At 61.1% G+C, this 21,097-nt stretch carries 21 protein-coding genes; 17 read left to right on the top strand and 4 right to left on the bottom strand.

All coding sequences use genetic code 11. The features are described 5' to 3' along the window. Nucleotides 1-25: 25 nt before the first annotated feature. Nucleotides 26-1,234 (bottom strand): selenite/tellurite reduction operon porin ExtI, encoded by a 1,209-nt coding sequence (gene extI / locus KJB29_RS08740; protein ID WP_215734322.1) that lies wholly within the window; start codon nucleotides 1,232-1,234, stop codon nucleotides 26-28. A gap of 63 nt (nucleotides 1,235-1,297) precedes the next feature. After that, nucleotides 1,298-2,608, bottom strand: coding sequence for a selenite/tellurite reduction operon rhodanese-like protein ExtH (extH, locus tag KJB29_RS08735; protein WP_215734276.1), 1,311 nt, complete (start codon nucleotides 2,606-2,608; stop codon nucleotides 1,298-1,300). Between the two features lie 259 nt (nucleotides 2,609-2,867). Here extH and KJB29_RS08730 point away from each other — a divergent pair, with 259 nt between their 5' ends. The 17 genes from KJB29_RS08730 to KJB29_RS08650 all read left to right on the top strand — a co-directional run bounded on the left by KJB29_RS08730 (nucleotide 2,868) and on the right by KJB29_RS08650 (nucleotide 19,347). Then, nucleotides 2,868-3,824, top strand: coding sequence for a LysR family transcriptional regulator (locus KJB29_RS08730; protein WP_004512226.1), 957 nt, complete (start codon nucleotides 2,868-2,870; stop codon nucleotides 3,822-3,824). Between the two features lie 140 nt (nucleotides 3,825-3,964). Continuing rightward, complete coding sequence (locus tag KJB29_RS08725) at nucleotides 3,965-5,599, top strand: methyl-accepting chemotaxis protein (RefSeq protein ID WP_004512225.1); 1,635 nt, start codon at nucleotides 3,965-3,967, stop codon at nucleotides 5,597-5,599. Between the two features lie 133 nt (nucleotides 5,600-5,732). Continuing rightward, nucleotides 5,733-6,404: a heavy metal response regulator transcription factor gene (locus tag KJB29_RS08720; RefSeq protein ID WP_004512224.1), complete on the top strand. Its 672-nt coding sequence runs from the start codon at nucleotides 5,733-5,735 to the stop codon at nucleotides 6,402-6,404. Next, nucleotides 6,385-7,818 carry a heavy metal sensor histidine kinase gene (locus KJB29_RS08715; RefSeq protein WP_011365675.1) on the top strand — a complete coding sequence of 478 codons (1,434 nt, stop codon included), beginning with the start codon at nucleotides 6,385-6,387 and terminating at the stop codon, nucleotides 7,816-7,818. The genes KJB29_RS08720 and KJB29_RS08715 overlap by 20 nt, the downstream gene beginning before the upstream one ends. A gap of 102 nt (nucleotides 7,819-7,920) precedes the next feature. Beyond that, nucleotides 7,921-9,822 carry an LTA synthase family protein gene (locus tag KJB29_RS08710; protein WP_215734275.1) on the top strand — a complete coding sequence of 634 codons (1,902 nt, stop codon included), beginning with the start codon at nucleotides 7,921-7,923 and terminating at the stop codon, nucleotides 9,820-9,822. Between the two features lie 2 nt (nucleotides 9,823-9,824). Beyond that, on the top strand, nucleotides 9,825-10,595 hold the full coding sequence (locus tag KJB29_RS08705; RefSeq protein ID WP_004512221.1) for a phosphatase PAP2 family protein: 771 nt from the start codon (nucleotides 9,825-9,827) through the stop codon (nucleotides 10,593-10,595). A gap of 75 nt (nucleotides 10,596-10,670) precedes the next feature. Beyond that, on the top strand, nucleotides 10,671-12,410 hold the full coding sequence (locus tag KJB29_RS08700; protein ID WP_215734274.1) for an ABC transporter permease: 1,740 nt from the start codon (nucleotides 10,671-10,673) through the stop codon (nucleotides 12,408-12,410). A 9-nt stretch (nucleotides 12,411-12,419) separates the two neighbouring features. Beyond that, nucleotides 12,420-13,727: an ABC transporter ATP-binding protein gene (locus KJB29_RS08695; RefSeq protein WP_215734273.1), complete on the top strand. Its 1,308-nt coding sequence runs from the start codon at nucleotides 12,420-12,422 to the stop codon at nucleotides 13,725-13,727. Between the two features lie 51 nt (nucleotides 13,728-13,778). Beyond that, nucleotides 13,779-14,120 carry an ArsR/SmtB family transcription factor gene (locus KJB29_RS08690; RefSeq protein WP_215734272.1) on the top strand — a complete coding sequence of 114 codons (342 nt, stop codon included), beginning with the start codon at nucleotides 13,779-13,781 and terminating at the stop codon, nucleotides 14,118-14,120. A 54-nt stretch (nucleotides 14,121-14,174) separates the two neighbouring features. Continuing rightward, entirely contained in the window at nucleotides 14,175-14,597 is a 423-nt protein-coding gene (locus KJB29_RS08685) for an arsenate reductase ArsC (RefSeq protein ID WP_215734271.1), read from the top strand. Beyond that, nucleotides 14,590-15,642, top strand: coding sequence for an ACR3 family arsenite efflux transporter (arsB, locus tag KJB29_RS08680; protein WP_215734270.1), 1,053 nt, complete (start codon nucleotides 14,590-14,592; stop codon nucleotides 15,640-15,642). Before KJB29_RS08685 ends, arsB begins: the two co-directional genes overlap by 8 nt. 305 nt (nucleotides 15,643-15,947) lie before the next feature. Beyond that, a complete protein-coding gene (locus tag KJB29_RS08675; RefSeq protein WP_215734269.1) occupies nucleotides 15,948-16,331 on the top strand; it encodes a DUF2703 domain-containing protein in 384 nt (127 codons plus the stop codon). Nucleotides 16,332-16,388: 57 nt separating this feature from the next. Continuing rightward, a complete protein-coding gene (locus KJB29_RS08670; protein WP_215734268.1) occupies nucleotides 16,389-17,336 on the top strand; it encodes a permease in 948 nt (315 codons plus the stop codon). Nucleotides 17,337-17,360: 24 nt separating this feature from the next. Further along, a complete protein-coding gene (locus KJB29_RS08665; RefSeq protein ID WP_215734267.1) occupies nucleotides 17,361-17,588 on the top strand; it encodes a thioredoxin family protein in 228 nt (75 codons plus the stop codon). Next, nucleotides 17,588-17,965 (top strand): thioredoxin family protein, encoded by a 378-nt coding sequence (locus KJB29_RS08660; protein WP_215734266.1) that lies wholly within the window; start codon nucleotides 17,588-17,590, stop codon nucleotides 17,963-17,965. Before KJB29_RS08665 ends, KJB29_RS08660 begins: the two co-directional genes overlap by 1 nt. Beyond that, nucleotides 17,962-18,648, top strand: a complete 687-nt coding sequence (locus KJB29_RS08655; RefSeq protein ID WP_215734265.1) for a cytochrome c biogenesis CcdA family protein — start codon at nucleotides 17,962-17,964, stop codon at nucleotides 18,646-18,648. Before KJB29_RS08660 ends, KJB29_RS08655 begins: the two co-directional genes overlap by 4 nt. A 30-nt stretch (nucleotides 18,649-18,678) precedes the next feature. After that, nucleotides 18,679-19,347 (top strand): cation efflux transmembrane domain-containing protein, encoded by a 669-nt coding sequence (locus KJB29_RS08650; RefSeq protein WP_215734264.1) that lies wholly within the window; start codon nucleotides 18,679-18,681, stop codon nucleotides 19,345-19,347. Between the two features lie 9 nt (nucleotides 19,348-19,356). Here KJB29_RS08650 and modC read toward each other — a convergent pair whose 3' ends face one another. Further along, the gene (gene modC, locus KJB29_RS08645; protein ID WP_215734263.1) at nucleotides 19,357-20,412 is read right to left on the bottom strand and encodes a molybdenum ABC transporter ATP-binding protein; all 1,056 of its coding nucleotides are present in this window, start codon (nucleotides 20,410-20,412) and stop codon (nucleotides 19,357-19,359) included. 1 nt (nucleotide 20,413) lies between these two features. Beyond that, nucleotides 20,414-21,097, bottom strand: a complete 684-nt coding sequence (gene modB, locus KJB29_RS08640) for a molybdate ABC transporter permease subunit (protein WP_215734262.1) — start codon at nucleotides 21,095-21,097, stop codon at nucleotides 20,414-20,416.

Raw genomic sequence — 21,097 nt, 5'->3', positions numbered from 1 at the left:
TGCGTGAATTTGGTTGCGCTCCGTCCTAGAAGAGAAGCTGGAGCTGTGTTACGAAGGTGGTGAAATTTTCACTCTTGGTGCCGTCATCTCCGAGACCTTCCTTATCAAAGGCGGTCCGGCTGAGCTCAGCCGTAAGCTTCAGGTTCTGGCCCCAGATGTAGTAGTTGACCCCGCCACCATACCAGTCGACATCCTGATCGAACATTCCATTAAGTTTGGCAAAGGTCCACTTCTCGTAGCGGCCGAAAAACTGGAGCGGCAGGTTGGGAAGCATGTAGCCGGCCTTTACGTACCAGCCGTTCTTCTCGCCGTTGAGGCCAATGGCGTTGCTATCAACGTTCCTCGACACCTTGTAGGCATCGTCCAGGCTATAGTCGGCATAGGCGGCCGACAGGGTCATAGTGCCGACCCCTTCCACCGGATACTCGAAGAAACCATCGACGGTCCAGGCATTGTAGTCCTTCTTGCCTGTCTTGGTCACGGTATCGCCGTACACCACGTCCGGTTCGTACTGGTAGGCGGCACCAAAGGTGAGAACCTGTTTTTTACCCATGTAGGTCCCCTTGTAGCCGTAGTCAGACTCAGGATCCAGCAACGACACATGGGCGCGGACCGTGTAACGGAAACTGGAATCGGGGTTGTTGGTGTCGCCGGCCTTGCGCCCTTCCATCACGTCGGCCCGGTACTGGATTTTGTCATCCAGGAAGTTCCCCCAGACGCCCACCCCCATGTCGCGGGTGGATACGAAAGGGGCACGGATAAAGAGGGAGCGGTCAAGGGTCAGAGGCATCTCGCATGCCTCCAGGTTCTCACGGGAGAAGCCGTATTTGAACTTACCCACGTTAACCCGGAGTGCATCGTTGAACTTGAACCGCATCACCGCGTCGAGCATCTGGAACTCGGTCTTGCTGCTGTTGTCATGAACTCCCAGGGTGTCAACGTTGGGGTCCTCGGTGAACTCGGTCTGGACATAGAGGCTCACCATGTCGCCGTACTTCCCCATGAAGGCGAGACGGTTGCGGCGGAAGTTGAAGTTGGTGGTGGTGCTGTCGCCATCGGAACCGGAGCCATTATTGCGGACCGACATCTGGAACTGGCCCTTGTAGTCGATTTGGAGGGCGCCCTGGTCCTCGGGGCCGAAGGTGATGCGAGGGCCGGCAAACGCCGTGCCGGCAAGGAGGGCCGTCCCGAGGGCGACGCCAGAAATGGTGGATATTTTGCGCATATTCATCATGCATTCGCTCCTTTTCATGGTAGCTCCCCCCGCCCGATGGGCGGGGGTGTCATGGAATTCACACTAGCAACCGCCCCCAGCATTTGCCGTAGGCCCCTGTGAACCGGCAGTTATACTCGGACTGCGGTACGCTTTGTCGGCATCTTCGAGCTGATTGGCGGTAATCGGTGGTTCATCAGGCAAAAGCCGCCCGGAATAGGAGATTATATCGGTAAGCGCAAGTGTTTTAGTTCCTCCCGTAATAGTAACCGTATTGTTAAAGTTTTGAGTGTACGGGGATGTCAATGCTGTGGTATCCCACACACTAGTAGTACTTCTCAGCATACCGCCTATGGCAGCATTCGAAGACATCAGGCCCCACTGTCCCCAAGAACCGTCGTACCACACTGCCTTCTTCGACCCGTCATAGTAGGCATAACCGTCGATGGCAAAGAAAAGCACTGAAGCAATGTTACCGGCACGGCAAAGGGTATAGGCTGTATCGGATTTAATATTTAAAAGAGTTTGTACATCAGTGATGGATTTGAATAGTTTGTTTGCGTCAACCAAGTTGGTATAGGGAAAGAATCGTGAGTTAGTCCCCTTGATTCGGCCCTCAAACACCACGTACTTCGACGTATCCAGCAGGTCGGTTGTACCGGCGGCAAGGGATCCACGGCCATCTATAAAGTCTTTTTCACCGGCAGTGACGGCAGCTATCATCTCTGACAAGGATGCCCTCAGGTCTGCCTGTACCCTGTTTACCCCGTTCGGAGTGACACTATACGTAGTCTTTGGAATGCTCGGCGCTGCCGGTGTCCAGTCATAACCAGCCGCCATCCATGCCTTGTTACCACCATCCAGCACTTTGAGCCGCTCCTTGGGGAAGCCCCAATAGCGGAAGGTGGTATAGCCTCTGGTCAGGTTCCAGAGGGTATTGGCATTCATCTCTTTGTCGGAAGTTGTAAAGACGATAGTTGTGTACTGGTCAATGCCGGCCTTCTGAATCAGTGCATCCACTTGTTCACCGGTTGCAACCATGGCTCCGAAATAGCCGGGGCCTTCAAGGCGAGTTGCCGTCAAGTCGGCAAGATTCACGCTCACCGCGCCGGGTATATGCCCCTGGGCATATTGAGAGGCATCAGAGGTAACCTCAATAATGACAACCCTCTCGTAGGCGCCTGCCTTGTTGACCAAACCAGCATCAGCCCACTCCTTAAGCTTTGCGGCATTAATGAGAGCATTATCGGTTTTAGTCTTGACGACGTTAGTACTGGGAGTGTCATAACTGCTCCCCCCCCCGCCGCAGCCCCACAACGTCAGCATAGCCAGCGCAACCACGCCGAGCATGCCGCTCAGAATGATGCGTCCCTTCCTCCATGCCTGTTTCGCCATACTACCTCCTTCACTCAGTAATGATGGTTCACCGGGCTTCCAATTCCCGGCCAGCAATAATGCATCTTCGTATAAGATGCTTTAACATAAGCAATCCTAATGCCACCAAAACCATGCGGAAATAGCCACAACTAAAAACGCCTGATTTAATTCATGATTTTCTAACTTATTGTTTCGACCCAATTTTACTGCTATAGTTTCTCTGATTAATTTTCATGACAGCCATGCGTTTCAGGCATAACAAGCACCGGGGGGGGCAATGGACATAACGCTCTTCAAGACACTGCTCAAGGTTGCGGCCATCGGCAATATTTCCAAGGCCGCCGCAGTGCTCTGCGTCACCCAGTCCGCGGTTTCGCGCCGGCTCAAGCAGTTGGAGGATCACATCGGCAAGCCACTGCTGATACGCTCGGGCAACGCCGTCAGGCCCACCGAGGCCGGTCAGTTTGTGCTCGCCAAGGCCCAGCAGATCGTCGATCTGGAAAGCCAAATCGTTGACAAACTCAATGTCAATGAGCCGAAGCAGCGCATTTCCCTCTGCTGTACCCCTGCATTCGGCATCGGACGACTCCCTTCCATCGTTTCCGCGTTCATGGCCGACAACGCCGAATCCGCTGACCTGAATTTCGTCTTTAACATGCCTGAGCAGGCTCTCGAAGGAATCGAAAACGGGCGCTTCGACTTGGCCATTATCGAACACTGCGATGACCTGAACATGGCCGGCCACAGAGGCTACCCGCTCCCCGACGACGAGATGATTTTTTTAAGCGCTCCGTCCCTCGGGATCGACTCACCTGCCCCATCCATCGAGCAACTGTTCGACAAGCGCCTCTACCTGAAGAACGAGCAGGGTTGCGCCAGGCGCTTCCTGGACAAAAACCTGGCATTGACCGGCCATTCGATCACCGAGTTCGCCAACATCATCTATTTCGACGACTTGCAGTTCATCATGCGCGAAGTGCTTGCCGGCAAGGGAATCAGCTTTGTCCCCATCGGTCTAGTGGTAGACGAACTCTGTCGCCATACCCTCATGGCCCACAGGATTGCCGATTTCGACCATTTCTACCCCAGAACCATCATCCTCGGTCGGCGGGCCCCATCCCCCCTTCTCCTGTCGTTCATCAACACCATTTACATTGCCTTTGGCATGCCGTGCCCATCAATCTTTCACACAGAAGCTCCATTCCCGCCTGAAGGGTTTCCCGAATCCCTCTAGCTAGATAAAATTTTTTTCAGGAAAATTCTAAAGTCATCTTCTGCTTCTGCCGATAAACAGGATGAAGAGAGTTCTGTACCGCGGCCGGCCTTACGGGCGGACCGCCATTCTCAACAACTTCACGGCAAGGAGCGTTCGTCATGAATCTGTTAAAGGATGCCCGTCTCAGCGTTAAACTGGTATCGAGTTTTGTTCTGGTTGCCTTCATCGCCGGCATTGTCGGCTTCATCGGGACCTCGAAAGTCAATACGCTGGCGAATGAAGCCGATGAGATGTTCACCTACAACACTAAACCCCTCGGGGTGTTCGGACAGGTGGGCATCGCTTTTCAGAAAGCACGGGTGAACGTGCGCGGAATGATACTCGACGACAGTACCCAGCGTGCCCAGGCCAACGCCAATGCCATCGCGAAGCTTTACCAGGATATCGACAAACAGTTGACGGAGGTGGATGCGACACTTGAAACCGAAGAGGGGAAAAAACAGTTCGCCACGCTCCGCACCCTCATCAAAGAGTACGGCCCGGTGCGCGATGAAATCATCGCGGCAGCCCTTGCCGGCGATCGCGAAACTGCCCTGGATGTCATGCGGAGCGAGGGGCTTGCCTATGAGCGCAAGATCGACGATGCAATAAAAAAGATATTCGACATGAAAATCGCACTGGCGGAACGCCGCAACGGACTGAATAGTGCCACGGCCCACAGTGCCACCATACAGATGGGAATACTCGCCGTTGCCGGCATGGTCGCTGCTGTCGTTTTCGGCCTGTTCATGGCGCGCCAGTTCACCGTCCCCCTTCGGAAAGTGGTCGAATTCGCCCAGGCCATCGCCCAGGGGGATCTAGCCCACCATCTTGAGATGAAACAGAAAGACGAAACCGGTCAGCTAGCCGAAGCAGTCAACACCATGTCCGACCGTCTCAACAGCCTCATTACCGGCGTTGCCGATAACGCGGCACAGGTGGCGGCAGCAGCCGGTCAGTTAACTGCCAATGCCGAGCAAATGGCAACGGGGGCGGAGGAAGTTGCCGCCCAGACCGGCACTGTGGCCACAGCCAGCGAGGAGATGGCGGCCACATCGACGGAAATTGCCGCCAGTTGTTCGGCCGCAGCCGACGAAGCACGCCGGGCAAGCGAAACGGCGGGCAAAGGATCTGAAGTGATCAAGCAGACTGTCGGGGAGATGCACCACATTGCCGAACGGGTAAAGGAAACGGCAAAGACGGTGGAAAACCTCGGCACCCGAAGCGACCAGATTGGTGAGATTATCGGCACCATCGAGGATATCGCAGACCAGACGAATCTCCTGGCGCTGAACGCCGCCATCGAGGCCGCCCGAGCCGGCGAGCAGGGCCGCGGTTTCGCCGTAGTGGCCGACGAGGTCCGGGCACTGGCAGAGCGGACCACCAAGGCGACCAAGGAAATCGGCGCGATGATAAAAGCCATTCAACAGGAGACAAGGGATGCCGTCTCATTCATGGAGCAAGGGGTGAAGGAGGTTGAGCTCGGCACTGCCGAAGCGGCGCAGTCCGGCAAGGCGCTTGTAGAAATCCTCGATACGGTAGAGGCCGTCACTATGCAGGTCAACCAGATTGCCACGGCCGCCGAGCAGCAGACCGCCACCACAACCGAAATCAGCGGCAACATCCAACAGATTACCGATGTGGTTCAGGGTACGGCCCGGGGAGCCCAGGAAACCGCAGCCGCTGCCAGACAGCTTTCCGATCTCTCCTCCGAGCTTCAGCATCTCATCGGCCAGTTCCACCTGGCATCGTGAAAATCGCCGGCTACCGATTATGGGAGGCCGCCTTCGGGCGGCCTTTTTCATTTTCTCCCCAAGGGAAAGGGTTGCAGTCCCGAGGGGGGCCGCGCTACAATTCTCAGCGTTACCCTTGGGCTCCGGAGTTTCCATGCGCATCCTGATCATAGAAGACGAGAAAAAGGCCGCCGCGTATCTTCAGAAAGGATTCACTGAGAACGGCTTTTCGGCGGACACGGCCCAAAACGGCGAGGATGGTCTCCACCTGGCCCGTACCGAGGCCTACGACCTCGTCATCCTCGACATCATGCTCCCCGGCCGGGATGGCTGGTCGGTGCTGGAAGAGCTGCGGCGCGGGGGGAGCGAGGTGCCGGTCATCTACCTGTCGGCCCGGGACGCGGTCCAGGACCGGGTGCGAGGGCTGGAGCTGGGGGCCGACGACTACCTGGTGAAACCCTTCGCCTTTTCGGAACTGCTGGCCCGGGCCCGCAACATCCTCCGCCGGGGACCGGCACGGCAGCCGGAACGCCTGCGGGTCGACGATCTGGAAATGGACCTGGTGGGCCACAAGGCCTGGCGGGGAGGGACCCCCCTCGACCTCACCACCAAGGAGTTTCTCCTCCTGTCGCTCCTGCTCCGCCGCAAGGGGGAGGTCCTCTCCCGAGCCCTCATCGCCGACCAGGTCTGGGGCATAAACTTCGACAGCGACACCAATATCGTCGACGTGGCAATCCGCCGCCTGCGGCGCAAGGTCGACGACCCCTTCGAGCGAAAGCTGATAAGTACCGTCCGCGGAGCAGGCTATGTCCTCGACGGAGCGTGAAGTGACCCACCCGGGGGCTCTCTCCCTCACCGCACGGCTCACCATCCTCTCCACCCTGGCCACCACGTGTGTTCTCCTCTTTGTCATCGTCTTCCAGTTTCTCGCCCTGGCAAGCGACCTGGAGTTCGAGGACAACAACTTCATCATCGAGAAAATACGGGTGATCGAGGCGATCATTGCCCGCTACCCCGACGACTCCGCCCACCTTGATCAGGAAGTCAACTGGGAAGGGGCCCTGCGGCAGGACACCCGTTACCTGGTTCGAATCATGGGGCGGCAGGGAAATGTGGTCATGGAGACACGGGGAATGGACCGCATTGTTCCTGCCCGCCAGTTCCCCCCGCCAGCCCGGGATTCCCGCGCCATCGGCCAAGGCAAAAAGCTCCACGTGCAAGACGGGCGGATCTATCTGCTGAACTCCGCCTGGGGAATGTCGGAGAAGGGGCTTTCATCCCGCTTTATCCAGGTGGCCCTCGACGTGACCGACGACGAGGATATCCTTCAGGGATACAAGCAGAAGATGGCTTTTGTGTTTCTGGCCGGCATTTGCCTTTCGGCCGCTCTCAGTGCCGTGGTGGTGCGCCGGGGCCTCCGCCCCCTGGCAGAGATTACCGGTGCGGCCGGACGCATCGATGTGACGACCCTTGATGAACGCCTCGGTGCCCGGGTATGGCCCCGGGAACTGGCCCGTTTCGCCGCCGCCTTCGACGGCATGCTCGACCGCCTTGAAACGTCTTTCGACCGGCTCGAAGCATCCTCCGCCAACCTGGCCCACGAAATCCGCACCCCCATCAACATCCTTCGGGGCGAGGCCGAGGTGGCTATCTCCCGGGCCCGCTCCGCCGAAGAGTACCGGCGGGTCATCGAGTCGAGCCTTGAGGAGTACGAGCGCCTCTCGCGCCTGATCGACAACATCCTCTTCCTGGCCAGGGCCGAGCAACGGATCGAGCCGATCCCCCTGGACATGCGCGGCGAACTGGAACTGCTCCTGGACTTCTACGGCACCCTGGCGGAAGAGAAGGAGATAACCATTTCCTGCTCCGGCCGGGGTGAGATACATGCTGACCCGCTCCTCTTCCAGCGGGCCGTCGGCAACCTGCTCTCCAACGCCATCCGCTACACCCCCACGGGAGGGGCGATCACCGTCTCCTTCACCCGGGACAACGACGGCGCCGCCCATCTCACCGTTACCGACACCGGCATCGGCATCGCGCCGGACGATCTCCTCCGGGTCTTCGACCGCTTCTACCGCAGCAGCGAGGCCCGCGCCCTCAATGCCCAGGGGACCGGCCTCGGCCTCGCCATCGTCCGCTCCATCATGGACCTCCACGGGGGAAGCGTTTCGGTCTCCAGCGAACCGGGGCGGGGAACCGCCGTGACGCTCCACTTTCCCGCAGCTCCGTCACCATTGTAACTTTTGAAGATGACGAAATTGTCATCTTCCCGTCATGGTCCGGTCAGGTTGTCTCTGGTAAAATTTTCCGCTGAAGTGCTATCTCCTGTCAGCGGAGCCCCCATGACCAAGCGCCGTACCTTTGGCATCATCACCCTCTTCTCACTCATCTTTCTCGCCATCTCCATCATAACCCGTACCGTTCTCCTCACCATGGTCCCCAAGGGGTCCGGGCTCACCCTCCCCCTGGTGGCAAAGGCCTACGGAACAGGGTTCATTTTCGACGCGGCGGCCCTCGCCTATCTCCTCATCCCGGCGGCCCTCTACCTGATCCTCGCCCCCCGGCGGCTCGCGGGAAGCAGCGGGCACCGCTGGGTGGTCCGCACCGCCATCTTCATCATCCTCTACGCCCTCATCTTCGGCGCCGTGGCCGAGTACTTCTTCTTCGAGGAGTTCTCGACCCGCTTCAACTTCATTGCCGTGGATTACCTGATCTACACCCATGAGGTCATCGGCAACATCCGCGAGTCGTACCCCCTGGCGCCGATTCTCGGCGGAATCTTTGCTATTTCCCTGGTTGCGGTATTCCTGCTCCGCTCCGCCATCGACCGGGCCGCCGCCACGACCTTTGCCGGCCGCCACCGTCGTCTGGGCGCCACGCTCCTTGCCGCCCCCCTGGCAGCCCTTCTCCTCGTGAACATTTCCGGCACGGAGATTTCCCCCAACAGCTACGCCAACGAACTGGCCGGCAACGGCCTCTATGGCCTCTTCGCGGCCTTCCGCAACAACGAGCTCGACTTCAGACAGTTCTACGTGACCCGGGACGACCGGCAGGTACTGGCCCGGCTCCGCGGCTTGGTGGAGGAGCGCAACAACCACTTCACCACCCCGGCGCCCCGCATGACCCGGCAGATCACCGGCGAAGGAGAGGAAAAGCGGCTCAACGTCATCGTGGTGGTGGAGGAGAGCCTGAGTGCCGAGTACCTCGGAATATTCGGCAACACCAAGGGACTCTCGCCGAACATCGACCGTCTCTCCAGGGATTCCCTGCTCTTCACCCACCTCTACGCCAGCGGCACCAGGACGGTCCGGGGGCTGGAGGCCCTCAACCTCTCGATACCGCCGCTTCCGGGCACCTCCATCGTGAAGCGCCCCAATAACGGCGGCTTTCGGTCCTGGGGTGAAATCATGAAGGAGAAGGGGTACGACACCCGCTACATCTACGCGGGATATGGCTACTTTGACAACATGAACGCCTTTTTCTCCGGCAACGGCTTCGACATTGTCGACCGCAACAGCTTTGCCAAGGACGAGATAACCTTCGCCAACGTCTGGGGAGTCTGCGACGAAGACCTCTACCGCAAGACCATCAAGGAGTCGCGGAAGTCATTTGAGGCGGGGCGCCCTTTCTTCAACATGCTTATGACCACCTCCAACCACCGTCCCTTCACCTATCCGGACGGGAAAATCGACATTCCCTCCAAGACCGGCCGTGACGGAGGGGTGAAATACGCCGACTACGCCATCGGGAAGTTCATCGAAGAAGCCCGGAAGGAGCCTTGGTTCAAGGATACCGTCTTCGTCTTCATTGCCGACCACTGCGCCGGCAGCGCCGGCAAGACCGAACTGCCGGTGAAGAAGTACGAGATCCCGCTCCTTGTCTACTCCCCCCACAACGTGACGCCGGGAAAGGTGGATCGGATGATGGGCCAGATCGACGTGGCCCCCACGGTGCTCGGACTCCTCAACATGAGCTACACCACCGACTTCCTGGGGCGCGACATCCTCAAGGCCGACACGCAGCCCGAACGGGCCTTCATCTCCACCTACCAGAAGCTGGGCTACATCGAGGGTGACCGGCTCCTGATCCTCAGCCCCCAGAAAGGGGCAACCCTGGCCCGGTTCGACCGCCGCAGCGGCGACACCCAGCCGCTCCCCATGGATGAACAGTCCCTCCAAAAAGCCCTTGCCTGGTACCAGGGGGCGAACTATATTTACAAGAATCGGCTCAACAGGCTCCCCTGACCATGAAGACACGTACGACCGCGCCCCTTGATGCTCCCTTCTGGCTCAGTCACGGGATCGTGCCGCTTCTCCTCTTCGTTTTCGCGGCCACGGCCTGCGAGATTACCCACGTGGACCTGGTCCTGGCTGACCGCTTCTACGATTTCACTGCCGGCACCTGGCCGGCCCGGTACTCGTGGTGGGCCCAATGGCTCATCCACGAGCGGGGGCGTGACCTGATCGCCGCGGTCACATCGCTTTCCTTCATCGCCTGGGTCCTGTCGTTCCAGGTTGTCCGGTTGCGCCCCTTCCGGTGGGCCGCCCTCTACCTGGCCATGGCCATAGGCATCGGCATTTGCCTCGTTGCCGTCGGCAGGGGTTTATCCGGCCGCCACTGTCCCTGGTCCGTGGAACGCTACGGCGGGCCGGTCCCCTACACCCGGCTCTTCGAGGGAAATCCCCCCGGCGCCAACAACGGGCATTGCTTTCCGGCGGTACACGCCGCCGGAGGTTTTTCCCTCATGGCCATATACTTCGCCCTGCGGGATCGCCGCGCCAAGATCGCCCGGGCAGGCCTCGCAACGGGATTCGCACTCGGCACCATTTACGGCTACGCCCAGATGGCACGGGGAGCCCACTTTTTCTCGCACATGGTCTGGTCCGCGGCCATCTGCTGGTTCTCGGCCCTGGGGCTCTACTGGATTTTCAGGCCCCACCTCGCCCCATCGGAAAGCGGTGGGGCCGCCGATGGATCACGGTTTGCTCCCGCCACTCACACGGGAGAGACGGCATAACGACACGACATTCACCACTCTGCAGCATCCAACACCTGATAAGGAAATCCTCCCCGTGACAAGGAAAGGTAACCCGTGCAGCCCCACACCACCGACGACAACTTCCGCGGAAAGCTCACGACGCCCAATGCCTGGGATCTGGCGGCATTCTTTCTTGTCATGGGCATCATCGCGCTCCTCGCCTGGGGAAGCCGGGAAATGGCCCTCCCCTATGTGCCGGGGAAGACGGTCCCCTCCCTCTCCCCCGATCCGTGGCACCTCCCCTACTACGCGCTGCGGACCGTAATCAGGATGGGGGCGGCCCTCGGTCTCTCCCTCGCCTTCACCCTCACCTACGCAACCCTGGCGGCCAAAAGCCGCCGACTCGGCCCGATCCTCGTGCCGGCCCTCGACATCCTCCAGTCGGTGCCGATCCTCGGCTTCCTCTCCGTGACCGTAACCGGCTTCATCTCCCTGTTCCCGGGGAGCCTCCTGGGGGTCGAGGCCGCTTCCATCTTTGCCATTTTCACCTCCCAGGCATGGAACATGGCCTTCAGCTTTTACCAGTCGCTGAAAACCGTCCCCAAGGACCTGGGCGAAGCGGCCACCATCTTCGGTCTCTCCCCCTGGAAGCGGTTCTGGCGGGTTGAGGCTCCCTTCGGCGTCCCCCCCCTCATCTGGAACATTATGATGTCGGTCTCGGGGGGGTGGTTTTTCGTGGTGGCCTCCGAGGCGATCACCGTGGGGAAGACCTCCGTGACCCTCCCCGGCATCGGCTCCTACATGGCGCTCGCCATCCACCGGCAGGACCTGGGCGCCATAGGATGGGCCCTGGCGACCATGGCCCTGGTCATCTTCCTTTACGACCAGCTCTTCTTCCGCCCCCTCGTGGCATGGGCCGAAAAATTCCGGGTGGAGCTCACCGAATCGGGCGCTCCCCCGGAATCGTGGCTTCTCACCATCTTCACCCGGACGCGGCTCATGGGTCGGCTTCTTCGTCTGGTTGGCACGCTGCCAGCACAGCTTGCAGAGCATTTTCCCCGGCCCCGCCGCATCCGGCGCCAGTCGGGACGCTCCATCCGGCCGGAAATACAGAGGACCATCGATCTCGCCTGGAACGCGATCTTCGCCCTGGCGGCGCTCTACGGCCTCTGGAAGCTGGCAACCTTCGTGAGCGTCATCCCCCTCCGCGAGGTGCTCTCCGTCTTCGGGCTGGGTCTGGCTACCCTGGCACGGGTGACGGTCCTCCTCGCCCTGGCGTCGCTTCTCTGGGTCCCCGTGGGGGTCAGGATAGGCCTCAATCCCCGGTGGGCGACACGCATCCAGCCGGTTGCCCAGTTCCTGGCCGCGTTCCCAGCAAACCTCTTCTTCCCGGTAGTGGTGGTCCTCATCGTCCGCTTCCGGCTCAATCCCGAAATCTGGACCGCCCCCCTCATGATCCTCGGCACCCAGTGGTACATCCTCTTCAACGTCATTGCCGGGGCCTCCGCCATCCCCAACGACCTGCGGGAAGCGGCGACAAACCTGGGGCTGTCGGGGTGGGAGCTCTGGCGGCGGCTCCTCCTCCCCGGCATCTTTCCCTCCCTCGTGACGGGGCTTGTGACCGCATCGGGGGGAACCTGGAACGCGAGCATCGTTGCCGAGATGGTGAGCTGGGGCCCCACCACCCTCACTGCCACCGGCCTCGGTTCGGCCATTGCCCGCTGGACCGAGCGGGGGGACTACCCCCACATCGTTCTCGGCATCGGGGTAATGAGCATCTTCGTCGTCTGCCTGAACCGCCTCTTCTGGCGCAGGCTCTATCTTCTGGCCCAGACCAGGTATCGCCTTGACTAGGAATCGCCCATGACAACGTCAGCGTCTGCCGAACTGCTCCGGCTCGACAACATCAGGAAATCGTACCGCAAGACCGAGGGGGATGAGCACCTCGTCCTCGATGGCGTGGCCCTCACCGTGGGTGAGGGTGAAATCGTTGCGCTTCTGGGCCGTTCGGGTTCAGGGAAATCGACCCTTCTCCGCATCATCTCCGGGCTCGTCCCCCCGGGCGGCGGCACTGTCAGCTACGGGGGAAATCCGGTCACCGGCCCGGTGGAGGGGGTGGCCATGGTCTTCCAGACCTTCGCCCTCATGCCGTGGCTCACGGTCCTCGAAAACGTGGAACTGGGCCTCCTCGCCCGGCGGGTGCCGGCTGCGGAAAGGCGCCGCCGCGCCCTGGAGGCCATCGACCTGATCGGCCTCGACGGCTTCGAGTCCGCCTTTCCCAAGGAACTCTCCGGCGGGATGCGCCAGCGGGTCGGCTTTGCCCGGGCCCTGGTGGTGGAGCCGGACCTCCTCCTCATGGACGAGCCCTTCTCGGCCCTGGACGTCCTCACCGCCGAGACCCTGCGCACCGACCTGATCGAGCTCTGGATCGAGCGGCGGATACCGACCCGGGGGATCATCCTCGTCTCCCACAACATCGAGGAATCGGTCCTCCTGGCCAACCGGATCGTCATCCTCGGCAGCTCCCCCGGCCGGATTGTCGCCGAAGTGCCGGTCCCCCTTCCCCACCCCCGCGACCGGGAAGCCCCTGCTTTCCGCAAGCTCGTGGACGACGTCTACGCCCTCATGACCGAAAAGCCCCGCGGGGGCGTGCGCCCCGAAGGGGTCCCCATCGGCCACCGTCTCCCCGATGCTTCCGTCTCCCGCCTCACGGGCCTTATCGATGCCCTGGCCCGGGAGCCCTACCGGGGCAGAGCCGACCTCCCCGAAATCGCCGACGACCAGGGGCTCAGCGTCGACCACCTCTTCCCGCTCCTGGAGGCACTGGAGATCCTCGGCTTCGCCCGGGTGGAGGCGGGCGACGTGGAACTCACCCCCTCGGGAAGGAGCTTTGCCGAGGCCGACATCCTCCGGCAGAAGGAGATCTTTGCCGAGCACCTGGTGCGCCGGGTGTCGCTGGCGGCCCACATCCGCCGGGTCCTCGACGAGCGCCCCGGCAACCGCGCCCCGGAAGAGCGCTTTCTCCGGGAACTGGAGGACTACCTGAGCGAGGACGAGGCCCAGCGGGTCCTGAGGGTCGTCATCGAATGGGGGCGCAACGCCGAGATCTTCGCCTACGACGAGAGCGCCGGCGTCCTGAGCCTAGAGAACCCCGTCGAGTCGGAAGGATAATCCCTGAATTCATCCCTTGACTCCATCCGTTTATCCGGATATATTTTTCCCATGAAGCAGGCAGCCCGTCTTTTCAAATCCCTTGCCGACGAAACCCGCCTCCGGATCCTGGCGCTCCTCCTGGCGGAGGAGAAGCTCTGCGTCTGCGATCTCATGGCGGCCCTGGAGCTCCCCCAGTCCACGGTGTCGCGGCACTTAGCCCAACTCAAGAACGCCGGCTGGGTGGATGACCGCAGGGAAGGGGTTTGGGTCTACTACTCCCTTGCCCCCTCAGACATACCCTCGCGCGGCGAACTCCAGGCTTTCCTGGCACGGTACCTTGCCACGGAACCGGTTGCCATTGCCGACCGCGAACGCCTCGCCGGCTTTGGCCAGGGGAATCGCTGCGCCTGATTTTTTTGTTTCGCCTCATCCGCGTATCCGGATACACACCTCACAGGAGTTTCTATGAAACATCGCGTCCTCTTCCTCTGCACCCACAACGCCAACCGCTCCCAGATGGCCGAGGGGCTGGCAAACCATTTTCTCGGCGGACAATGGGAGGCCTTCTCCGCCGGCACGGAGGCAACCGCCGTCAATCCGCGGGCAATCAGGGTCATGGCTGAACTGGGGATCGATATCTCCAATCAGCGTTCCAAGAATCTCGCTGAATTCGACGGGCAGACCTTTGACCGGGTCATCACCCTCTGCGGCGATGCCACCGAGAAATGCCCCTATTTTGTCGGCGGAGTCCAGCGTGAGCACGTGGGGTTCGACGACCCTTCACGGGCCACTGGCACCGAAGAGGAAATCATGGCCGAATTTCGTCGGGTCCGGGATGAGATGCGACAGGAGCTGACTGCCCACCTGAGCGGAGGAACCCATGAGTGAGCATGTATCCCGCAACCTATCCTTCCTCGACCGCTGGCTCACCCTCTGGATCTTCGCCGCCATGGCCCTCGGCGTCGGCATTGGATATTTCGTCCCCGGCGTGGAGCAGTTCATCAACCGTTTCCAGGTGGGGACAACGAACATCCCCATCGCCGCCGGCCTCATCCTCATGATGTATCCCCCCTTTGCCAAGGTGAAGTACGAGGAGATGCCCGAAGTCTTCAGGAACAAGAAAATCCTCGGCCTCTCCCTCGCCCAGAACTGGCTCATCGGGCCGGCGCTCATGTTCGTCCTCGCCATTGCCTTCCTCCCCGACAAGCCGGAGTACATGGTGGGGCTCATCATGATCGGCCTGGCCCGCTGCATCGCCATGGTCATCGTCTGGAACGAGTTGGCCAAGGGGAACACCGAGTACGCCGCCGGGCTTGTGGCTTTCAACAGCATCTTCCAGGTCCTTTTCTACAGCGTCTACGCCTGGTTCTTCATCACGGTGCTGCCGCCCCTCTTTGGCCTTTCGGGGAGCCTTGTGGAGGTGAGCATCCGTCAGATCGCCGAGAGCGTTTTCATCTACCTGGGTATCCCGTGCATCGCCGGGGCGCTGACGCGGCTCGTGGGCGTGAAGATCATGGGGAAGGAGCGCTACCACCGGGAGGTGGTGCCCCGCATCGGCCCCATCACCCTTGTGGCGCTGCTGTTCACCATCGTGGTGATGTTTAGCCTCAAGGGGAATTTGATCGTCCAACTCCCCCTGGACGTGGTACGGATCGCCATCCCGCTCTTCATCTACTTCATCGTCATGTTCCTCATCTCCTTCTGGATGGGTAAGCGGCTCGGGGCCGACTACACGAAGACCACGACCCTGGCCTTCACGGCGGCCAGCAACAACTTCGAACTGGCCATCGCCGTGGCGGTGGCGGTCTTCGGCCTCAATTCGGGCGCGGCCTTCGCGGCGGTCATCGGGCCGCTGGTGGAAGTGCCGGTGATGATCGGACTGGTGAACGTAGCGTTCTGGTTCCAGCGCCGCTGGTTTCCAGCTCAAGCATAAAGGAGGGAAAACATGAACGAATGCCGCATCGAAACGGAAAAAAAGCGTAAGCCAATCATCGACCGCAAAACCCTGGAACTCGTCGCCATCGGCGCATCCATAGGCTCGGGCTGCGACGATTGACTGGAGTACCATCTCAAGGCGGCCCGTGAGGCCGGCGCAACCCCCGGCGAGATCTGCAACGCCATCAAGATTGCAGAGAAGGTGCGGCAGGTTCAGATTCACAAGGGTGAAAAATTTTCCCGGAAGATCGGTGAAATACTTGATGGGTTCAAAGAATGAGAGAACCCGACAGGAGCCAGGCCATGAAGGATCTAACCATTGAATGGCGGCATTATGACAAGGAAGGGGCAACCTGCATTCGCTGCTCGGCAACCGGGCAGAGCCTTGAAGGAGTCATTGCGGGGCTCCGCGATGAACTTTCACCCCAAGGAGTGAGGATTGTCTTCACCGAGACGAGACTGACCGAGGAACGGATTTCCGAATCGAACCTGATCCTTCTCAACGGGATTCCCCTGGAGGAACTTCTCGCCGAAGCACAGGCCTCGGAGAATACCTGTCAGTCCTGCTCCTGCCTCACCGGCGCCGAAACATCCTGCAGGACCATTGAATTCGAGGGGAAAACCCATGAGGAAATCCCGGCCGACCTGATCCGCGCGGCCGCTTACAAAGCCCTCGGATTGCGATAAGGATAAACTTCTCACCTGAATGCATGACCGTCTCGTCTTGCATTCATGGAGCCCGTAATGTTCAAACCGTTCGCCGACTACCTTGTCTTCTATCTCTTCGGCCTCTCCCCCGGAAGCCGTCTGGGGGAAGCCCTCAACTTCTTCATCTACGACACCCTCAAGATCTTTTTCCTCCTCACGGTCATCATCTTCGTCGTCGCCATCATCCGCTCCTGGTTCCCCCCGGAGCGGACCAAGCGCATCCTCTCCCATGAGCGGGAATACGTGGGGAACATTATGGCGGCGCTCCTGGGGATCGTGACCCCCTTCTGCTCCTGTTCGGCGGTGCCGCTCTTCATCGGCTTCGTGGAGTCAGGGGTTCCCCTTGGGGTCACTTTCTCGTTTCTTATCTCCTCGCCCATGGTAAACGAGGTGGCCCTCATCATGCTCTGGGGGATGTTCGGGTGGAAAATCGCGCTGCTTTACATCGGCACGGGACTCCTGGTGGCGATCGTGGCCGGTATCGTCATCGGGCGGCTGAAGATGGAGAAGCACGTCCAGGATTACGTGTGGGAGATGCAGGTGGGAAATGCCGAGATTACCGAACAGAGCTGGTCCGAACGGTTTGACTATGCCCGTGAATACACCATCGGACTCCTAAAGAAAATCTGGCTTTACGTGGTCGTCGGCATCGGCATCGGCGGTTTCATCCACGGCTACGTCCCTCAGGATTTTCTGGCCCGCTGGGCCGGCAGGGACAATCCCTTTGCGGTGCCGGTGGCCGTGGCCCTCGGGGTACCGCTCTACAGCAACGCCGCCGGGGTGATCCCCATCGTTCAGGCCCTGACCGCCAAGGGGATGGCCATGGGGACGGTGCTCGCCTTCATGATGGCGGTGACGGCCCTGTCGCTCCCCGAGGCCATCATTCTGAAAAACGTCCTCAAGAACCGGCTCCTGGCGGTTTTTTTCGGCACCGTTGCCGTGGCCATCGTCATTGTGGGATATCTGTTCAACGCGATTCTTTAATCCACAACGAAAGGAGAAACGCTAATGAAGATCGAAGTGCTCGGCACTGGCTGCGCCAAATGCAAAACCCTCTACGAGAACGCGAAGAAGGCCGTGGAGATGAGCGGCAAGGAGGCTGAGGTCATCAAAGTCGAAGAAATCCAGAAGATCATGAAGTACGGGGTGATGAGCACTCCCGCGCTGGTGGTCGACGGGGTAGTGAAGTTTTCCGGCAAGGTGGCCTCGCCGGACGAGATCAGGGGGATGCTGTGATGCGCTTTCTTGCTGTCCTTTTCCTGCTCCTCACCGCAACCGTCGCGCGGGCGGAGCTTCCCTCGGCCAGCGATACCGTCATCAACCAGGTTCTTGCCTCGGGCAAACCGGCGGTCATCGACCTGGGAGCGAGATACTGCATACCCTGCAAGAAGATGGCGCCGATCCTCGAATCACTGGCAACGGAATATCGGGGCAAAGCATCTATTCTGTTCATCGACGTCAATGAAAACCAGGCCGCACCGAAGCGGTTCCGGGTGCAGATGATCCCGACCCAGATATTCTTCGACGCCCAGGGGAAGGAAGTGAAGCGCCACATGGGCTTCATGGACAAGACTGATATCGTCAAGGAACTGAATGCCCTGGGCGTGCGATGAGCCTCCTCGACAATATCGAGCAGATTGTCGCGACGCAGCCGCTTCTGGCCTTCGGCGCGGTCTTTATGGGAGGAGTCCTCTCGTCTGCCTCCCCCTGCGTCCTGGCCACCATTCCGCTGGTGGTGGGATTCGTGGGGGGGCATGCGGGAGAAAGCCGGAAGAAGGCCTTTCTCTACTCCCTCTCCTTCATCATCGGTCTGTCGCTTACCTTCACTATCTTCGGCGCTGCCGCGGCGCTCCTGGGGACCATGTTCGGCACCGTGGGGGGATGGTGGTACGTGGCCGTGGGCGCCGTGGCGGTGGCCATGGGGCTCCAGATGCTGGGGCTCTACGAGCTGCGGCTGCCGGCATTGCCCCAATTCAGGCCGAAGCGGGGCGGGCTCGTGGGTGCGCTCCTCCTCGGTCTCTTCTTCGGGGTCGCCTCATCCCCCTGCGCCACGCCGGTCCTCGTCGCCATCCTTTCCTTCGCAGCCCTGAAGGGGAATGTCCTGTACGGGACGTTCCTCCTCTTCACCTACGCCCTCGGCCATTGCCTCCTCATGCTTGCCGCCGGCACCTTCACCGGCTTCGTGGAGGCCTTCGCCGCCTCACGGGGGGTAGCCGACATCTCCCTCTGGGGAAAACGGGTGAGCGGTTTCATCATCGCACTGGCCGGGGCCTGGTTCATCTGGCGGGCGTTCTGAGCCTTAATACTCAAAGGAGACCTATCTAGTATGCTCTGTGACAAATTTCTTCGGCTTCAGGAGCTCTATCGAAAGGCGGCCATCCTGGCCCTCATTACCATCAGCTACAATATCATTGAAGGGATTGTGTCGGTCTGGTTCGGCGCGGCGGACGAAACCCTCTCCCTCTTCGGGTTCGGGCTCGACTCCTTCGTGGAGGTGATCTCGGGGGTGGGTATCTGGCACATGGTGCGGCGGCTCCGGCGGGGGGAGGAGGAGAAGCGGGACTCCTTCGAACGGCGGGCACTGCGGATCACGGGGGGAGCCTTTTACCTGCTTGCGGCGGGGCTCGTGGTCACGGCGGGTCTCAGCATCTACAGCGGCCACCGCCCGGAGACCACCGTCTGGGGGATCGTGGTGTCGCTGGTATCCATCTCGTTCATGTGGCTCCTCATCCGCCACAAGATGAAGGTGGGGAAGGCCCTCAACTCGCCGGCCATCCTGGCCGACGCCGCCTGCTCCCGGGCCTGTCTGCTGCTGTCGGTGGTTCTTCTGGCGGCCAGCGCCGGCTATGAGCTGACCGGCATCGGGTATCTCGATTCCCTCGGCTCCCTGGCCATTGCCTGGCTCGCCTTCCGGGAGGGGCGTGAGGCCTTCGGCAAGGCCGACGGCATGGCGTGCTCCTGTTCCTGCGCCTGCGGCGCGGCGGAGAAATCGTAACCGTCGCCCCTACCCCAACCGCCGGAAGGCCGACGCCTTCACGGCGGCGAAGACCTCGCTCCCCACGGTAAGTTCCAACTCCCGGGCCGCCTCGGCGGCCACCTCGGCCACCAGCCGCCCGGTGCCGCACTGGAGCTCCACCCCCGCTTTCCGCCCCGCCTCGAAAATCCCGATTACCGTGCAGTGGAAGAGATTCCGGGCGCTGATGGCCTCGGGGTGCTTCTTGCAAAGGATCATGTCCTTTGAGGAGAGCTCGAAGAGAAGTTCTCCCTCCCCCGGTGGGGCGGTGAGAAAGAGCCGGGTCCCTCCCCAGGCGTAGGAGATGAGGCCGTCATTGTCGCAGGGGTCGGTGAGCCGCAGGAGATTGATGTACCCCACGGGGCTGTCCCCCATGCGGTTGCGGGCCAGGGCGTCCGGCGTGGTGTCGGCCACCTGGCATCCCTGGCTGAAGACGATGACCCGCTCGGCCATGAGCCGCATCTCCACCAGGGAATGGGAGATGAAGAGGTACGGGATGGCGAGGGCTTCGCAGGCCCCCCGCAGGTACGGGATGATCTGGAAGCGGAGGGTGTCGTCCAGGGCCGACAGGGGCTCGTCCATGAGGAGGAGCCGGGGGTTGGAGAGGAGCGCCCGGCCAAGGGCTACCCGCTGTTTCTCCCCGCCGGAAAGGTTGGTCACTCCCCGGTCCAGGAGGCGGCCGATCTTCAGCACGTCGACGATGTCGTCGAGCCCCACCTGGCGGTTCGCCATGGCGCACCGCTTCCAGCCATAGAGGAGGTTTCCCCTGACCGAGAGGTGAGGGAAGAGGTGGGGATGTTGAAAGACGAGGGCCACCCGTCGCCGCTCCGGCGGCACGTTGATGCGGCGGTCGGCGGCGAAGAGGGGCTCCCCGTCCAGGAGGATCTCGCCGCTGTCGGGGCGTTCGAGCCCCGCAAGCATGTTCACCAGGGTCGACTTGCCGCTCCCTGACTCGCCGAAGATGCCGATGCGGTTCCCCTCGACAGTGAAATCAGCCGCCAGATGGAACGCCCCGAAGGTCTTGGTGCCCCTCACCCGCAATTCCATCTCAGTCCCTCCTCGCCATGCGGCGCGCCAGGTATTCATGGAAAAAGAGGACCAGCAGGGAGAGCCCCGCCGAAACGAGACAGAGGGCCAGGGCAGCCCCCTCGCCGCCAGGGGCGCTCACATAGTCGTAAACCGCCAGGGGGATGGTCTGGGTAATGCCGGGGATGTTGCCGGCAACAATGATGGTGGCGCCGAACTCGCCGAGGCTGCGGCCGAACATGAGGGACGAGCCGGCCACGATCCCCCGCAGCGAAAGGGGGAGAATGACGGTGGCAAGGGTGTCGCTCCAGCGGGCGCCCAGGGTGCGCGACGCCTGGATGAGGCGCCCGTCGATGGAGTCCATGGCGATCCGGATGGAGCGGACCAGGAGCGGAAACCCCACCACCGCCGAGGCGATGACCGCGGCGTACCAGGTGAAGATGATCCGTATTCCCGCGGCGTCGAGCATCCCTCCCACCCACCCCTTCTTTCCGAGCAGGAGGAGGAGCAGATAGCCGATCACCACCGGCGGGAGCGTCAGGGGGAGATTGAGAAGCACCTCCACGAAGGTCTTCCCCCGGAAGGAGCAGTAGCTCATCGCGTAGGCAACGGCAATGCCGAAGGGGAGCGACATGATTGTCGCCGCAAGGGCGACTTTGGCCGAGAGCCGGATGGCATCGATGTCTGCGGGAGTTAAGGAGACCAT

Source organism: Geobacter grbiciae (assembly GCF_018531165.1).
Classification (GTDB): Bacteria; Desulfobacterota; Desulfuromonadia; order Geobacterales; family Geobacteraceae; genus Geobacter; species Geobacter metallireducens.
The sequence above is the reverse complement of the archived record's forward strand: the minus strand, read 5'-3'. Positions and strand labels throughout refer to the sequence as shown.

Coding starts and splice junctions, on each gene's coding strand:
- extI (WP_215734322.1), bottom strand. CDS start 1,234: ATGATGAATATGCGCAAAATATCCACCATTTCTGGCGTCGCCCTCGGG.
- extH (WP_215734276.1), bottom strand. CDS start 2,608: ATGGCGAAACAGGCATGGAGGAAGGGACGCATCATTCTGAGCGGCATG.
- KJB29_RS08730 (WP_004512226.1), top strand. CDS start 2,868: ATGGACATAACGCTCTTCAAGACACTGCTCAAGGTTGCGGCCATCGGC.
- KJB29_RS08725 (WP_004512225.1), top strand. CDS start 3,965: ATGAATCTGTTAAAGGATGCCCGTCTCAGCGTTAAACTGGTATCGAGT.
- KJB29_RS08720 (WP_004512224.1), top strand. CDS start 5,733: ATGCGCATCCTGATCATAGAAGACGAGAAAAAGGCCGCCGCGTATCTT.
- KJB29_RS08715 (WP_011365675.1), top strand. CDS start 6,385: ATGTCCTCGACGGAGCGTGAAGTGACCCACCCGGGGGCTCTCTCCCTC.
- KJB29_RS08710 (WP_215734275.1), top strand. CDS start 7,921: ATGACCAAGCGCCGTACCTTTGGCATCATCACCCTCTTCTCACTCATC.
- KJB29_RS08705 (WP_004512221.1), top strand. CDS start 9,825: ATGAAGACACGTACGACCGCGCCCCTTGATGCTCCCTTCTGGCTCAGT.
- KJB29_RS08695 (WP_215734273.1), top strand. CDS start 12,420: ATGACAACGTCAGCGTCTGCCGAACTGCTCCGGCTCGACAACATCAGG.
- KJB29_RS08690 (WP_215734272.1), top strand. CDS start 13,779: ATGAAGCAGGCAGCCCGTCTTTTCAAATCCCTTGCCGACGAAACCCGC.
- KJB29_RS08685 (WP_215734271.1), top strand. CDS start 14,175: ATGAAACATCGCGTCCTCTTCCTCTGCACCCACAACGCCAACCGCTCC.
- arsB (WP_215734270.1), top strand. CDS start 14,590: ATGAGTGAGCATGTATCCCGCAACCTATCCTTCCTCGACCGCTGGCTC.
- KJB29_RS08675 (WP_215734269.1), top strand. CDS start 15,948: ATGAAGGATCTAACCATTGAATGGCGGCATTATGACAAGGAAGGGGCA.
- KJB29_RS08670 (WP_215734268.1), top strand. CDS start 16,389: ATGTTCAAACCGTTCGCCGACTACCTTGTCTTCTATCTCTTCGGCCTC.
- KJB29_RS08665 (WP_215734267.1), top strand. CDS start 17,361: ATGAAGATCGAAGTGCTCGGCACTGGCTGCGCCAAATGCAAAACCCTC.
- KJB29_RS08660 (WP_215734266.1), top strand. CDS start 17,588: ATGCGCTTTCTTGCTGTCCTTTTCCTGCTCCTCACCGCAACCGTCGCG.
- KJB29_RS08655 (WP_215734265.1), top strand. CDS start 17,962: ATGAGCCTCCTCGACAATATCGAGCAGATTGTCGCGACGCAGCCGCTT.
- KJB29_RS08650 (WP_215734264.1), top strand. CDS start 18,679: ATGCTCTGTGACAAATTTCTTCGGCTTCAGGAGCTCTATCGAAAGGCG.
- modC (WP_215734263.1), bottom strand. CDS start 20,412: ATGGAATTGCGGGTGAGGGGCACCAAGACCTTCGGGGCGTTCCATCTG.
- modB (WP_215734262.1), bottom strand. CDS start 21,097: ATGGTCTCCTTAACTCCCGCAGACATCGATGCCATCCGGCTCTCGGCC.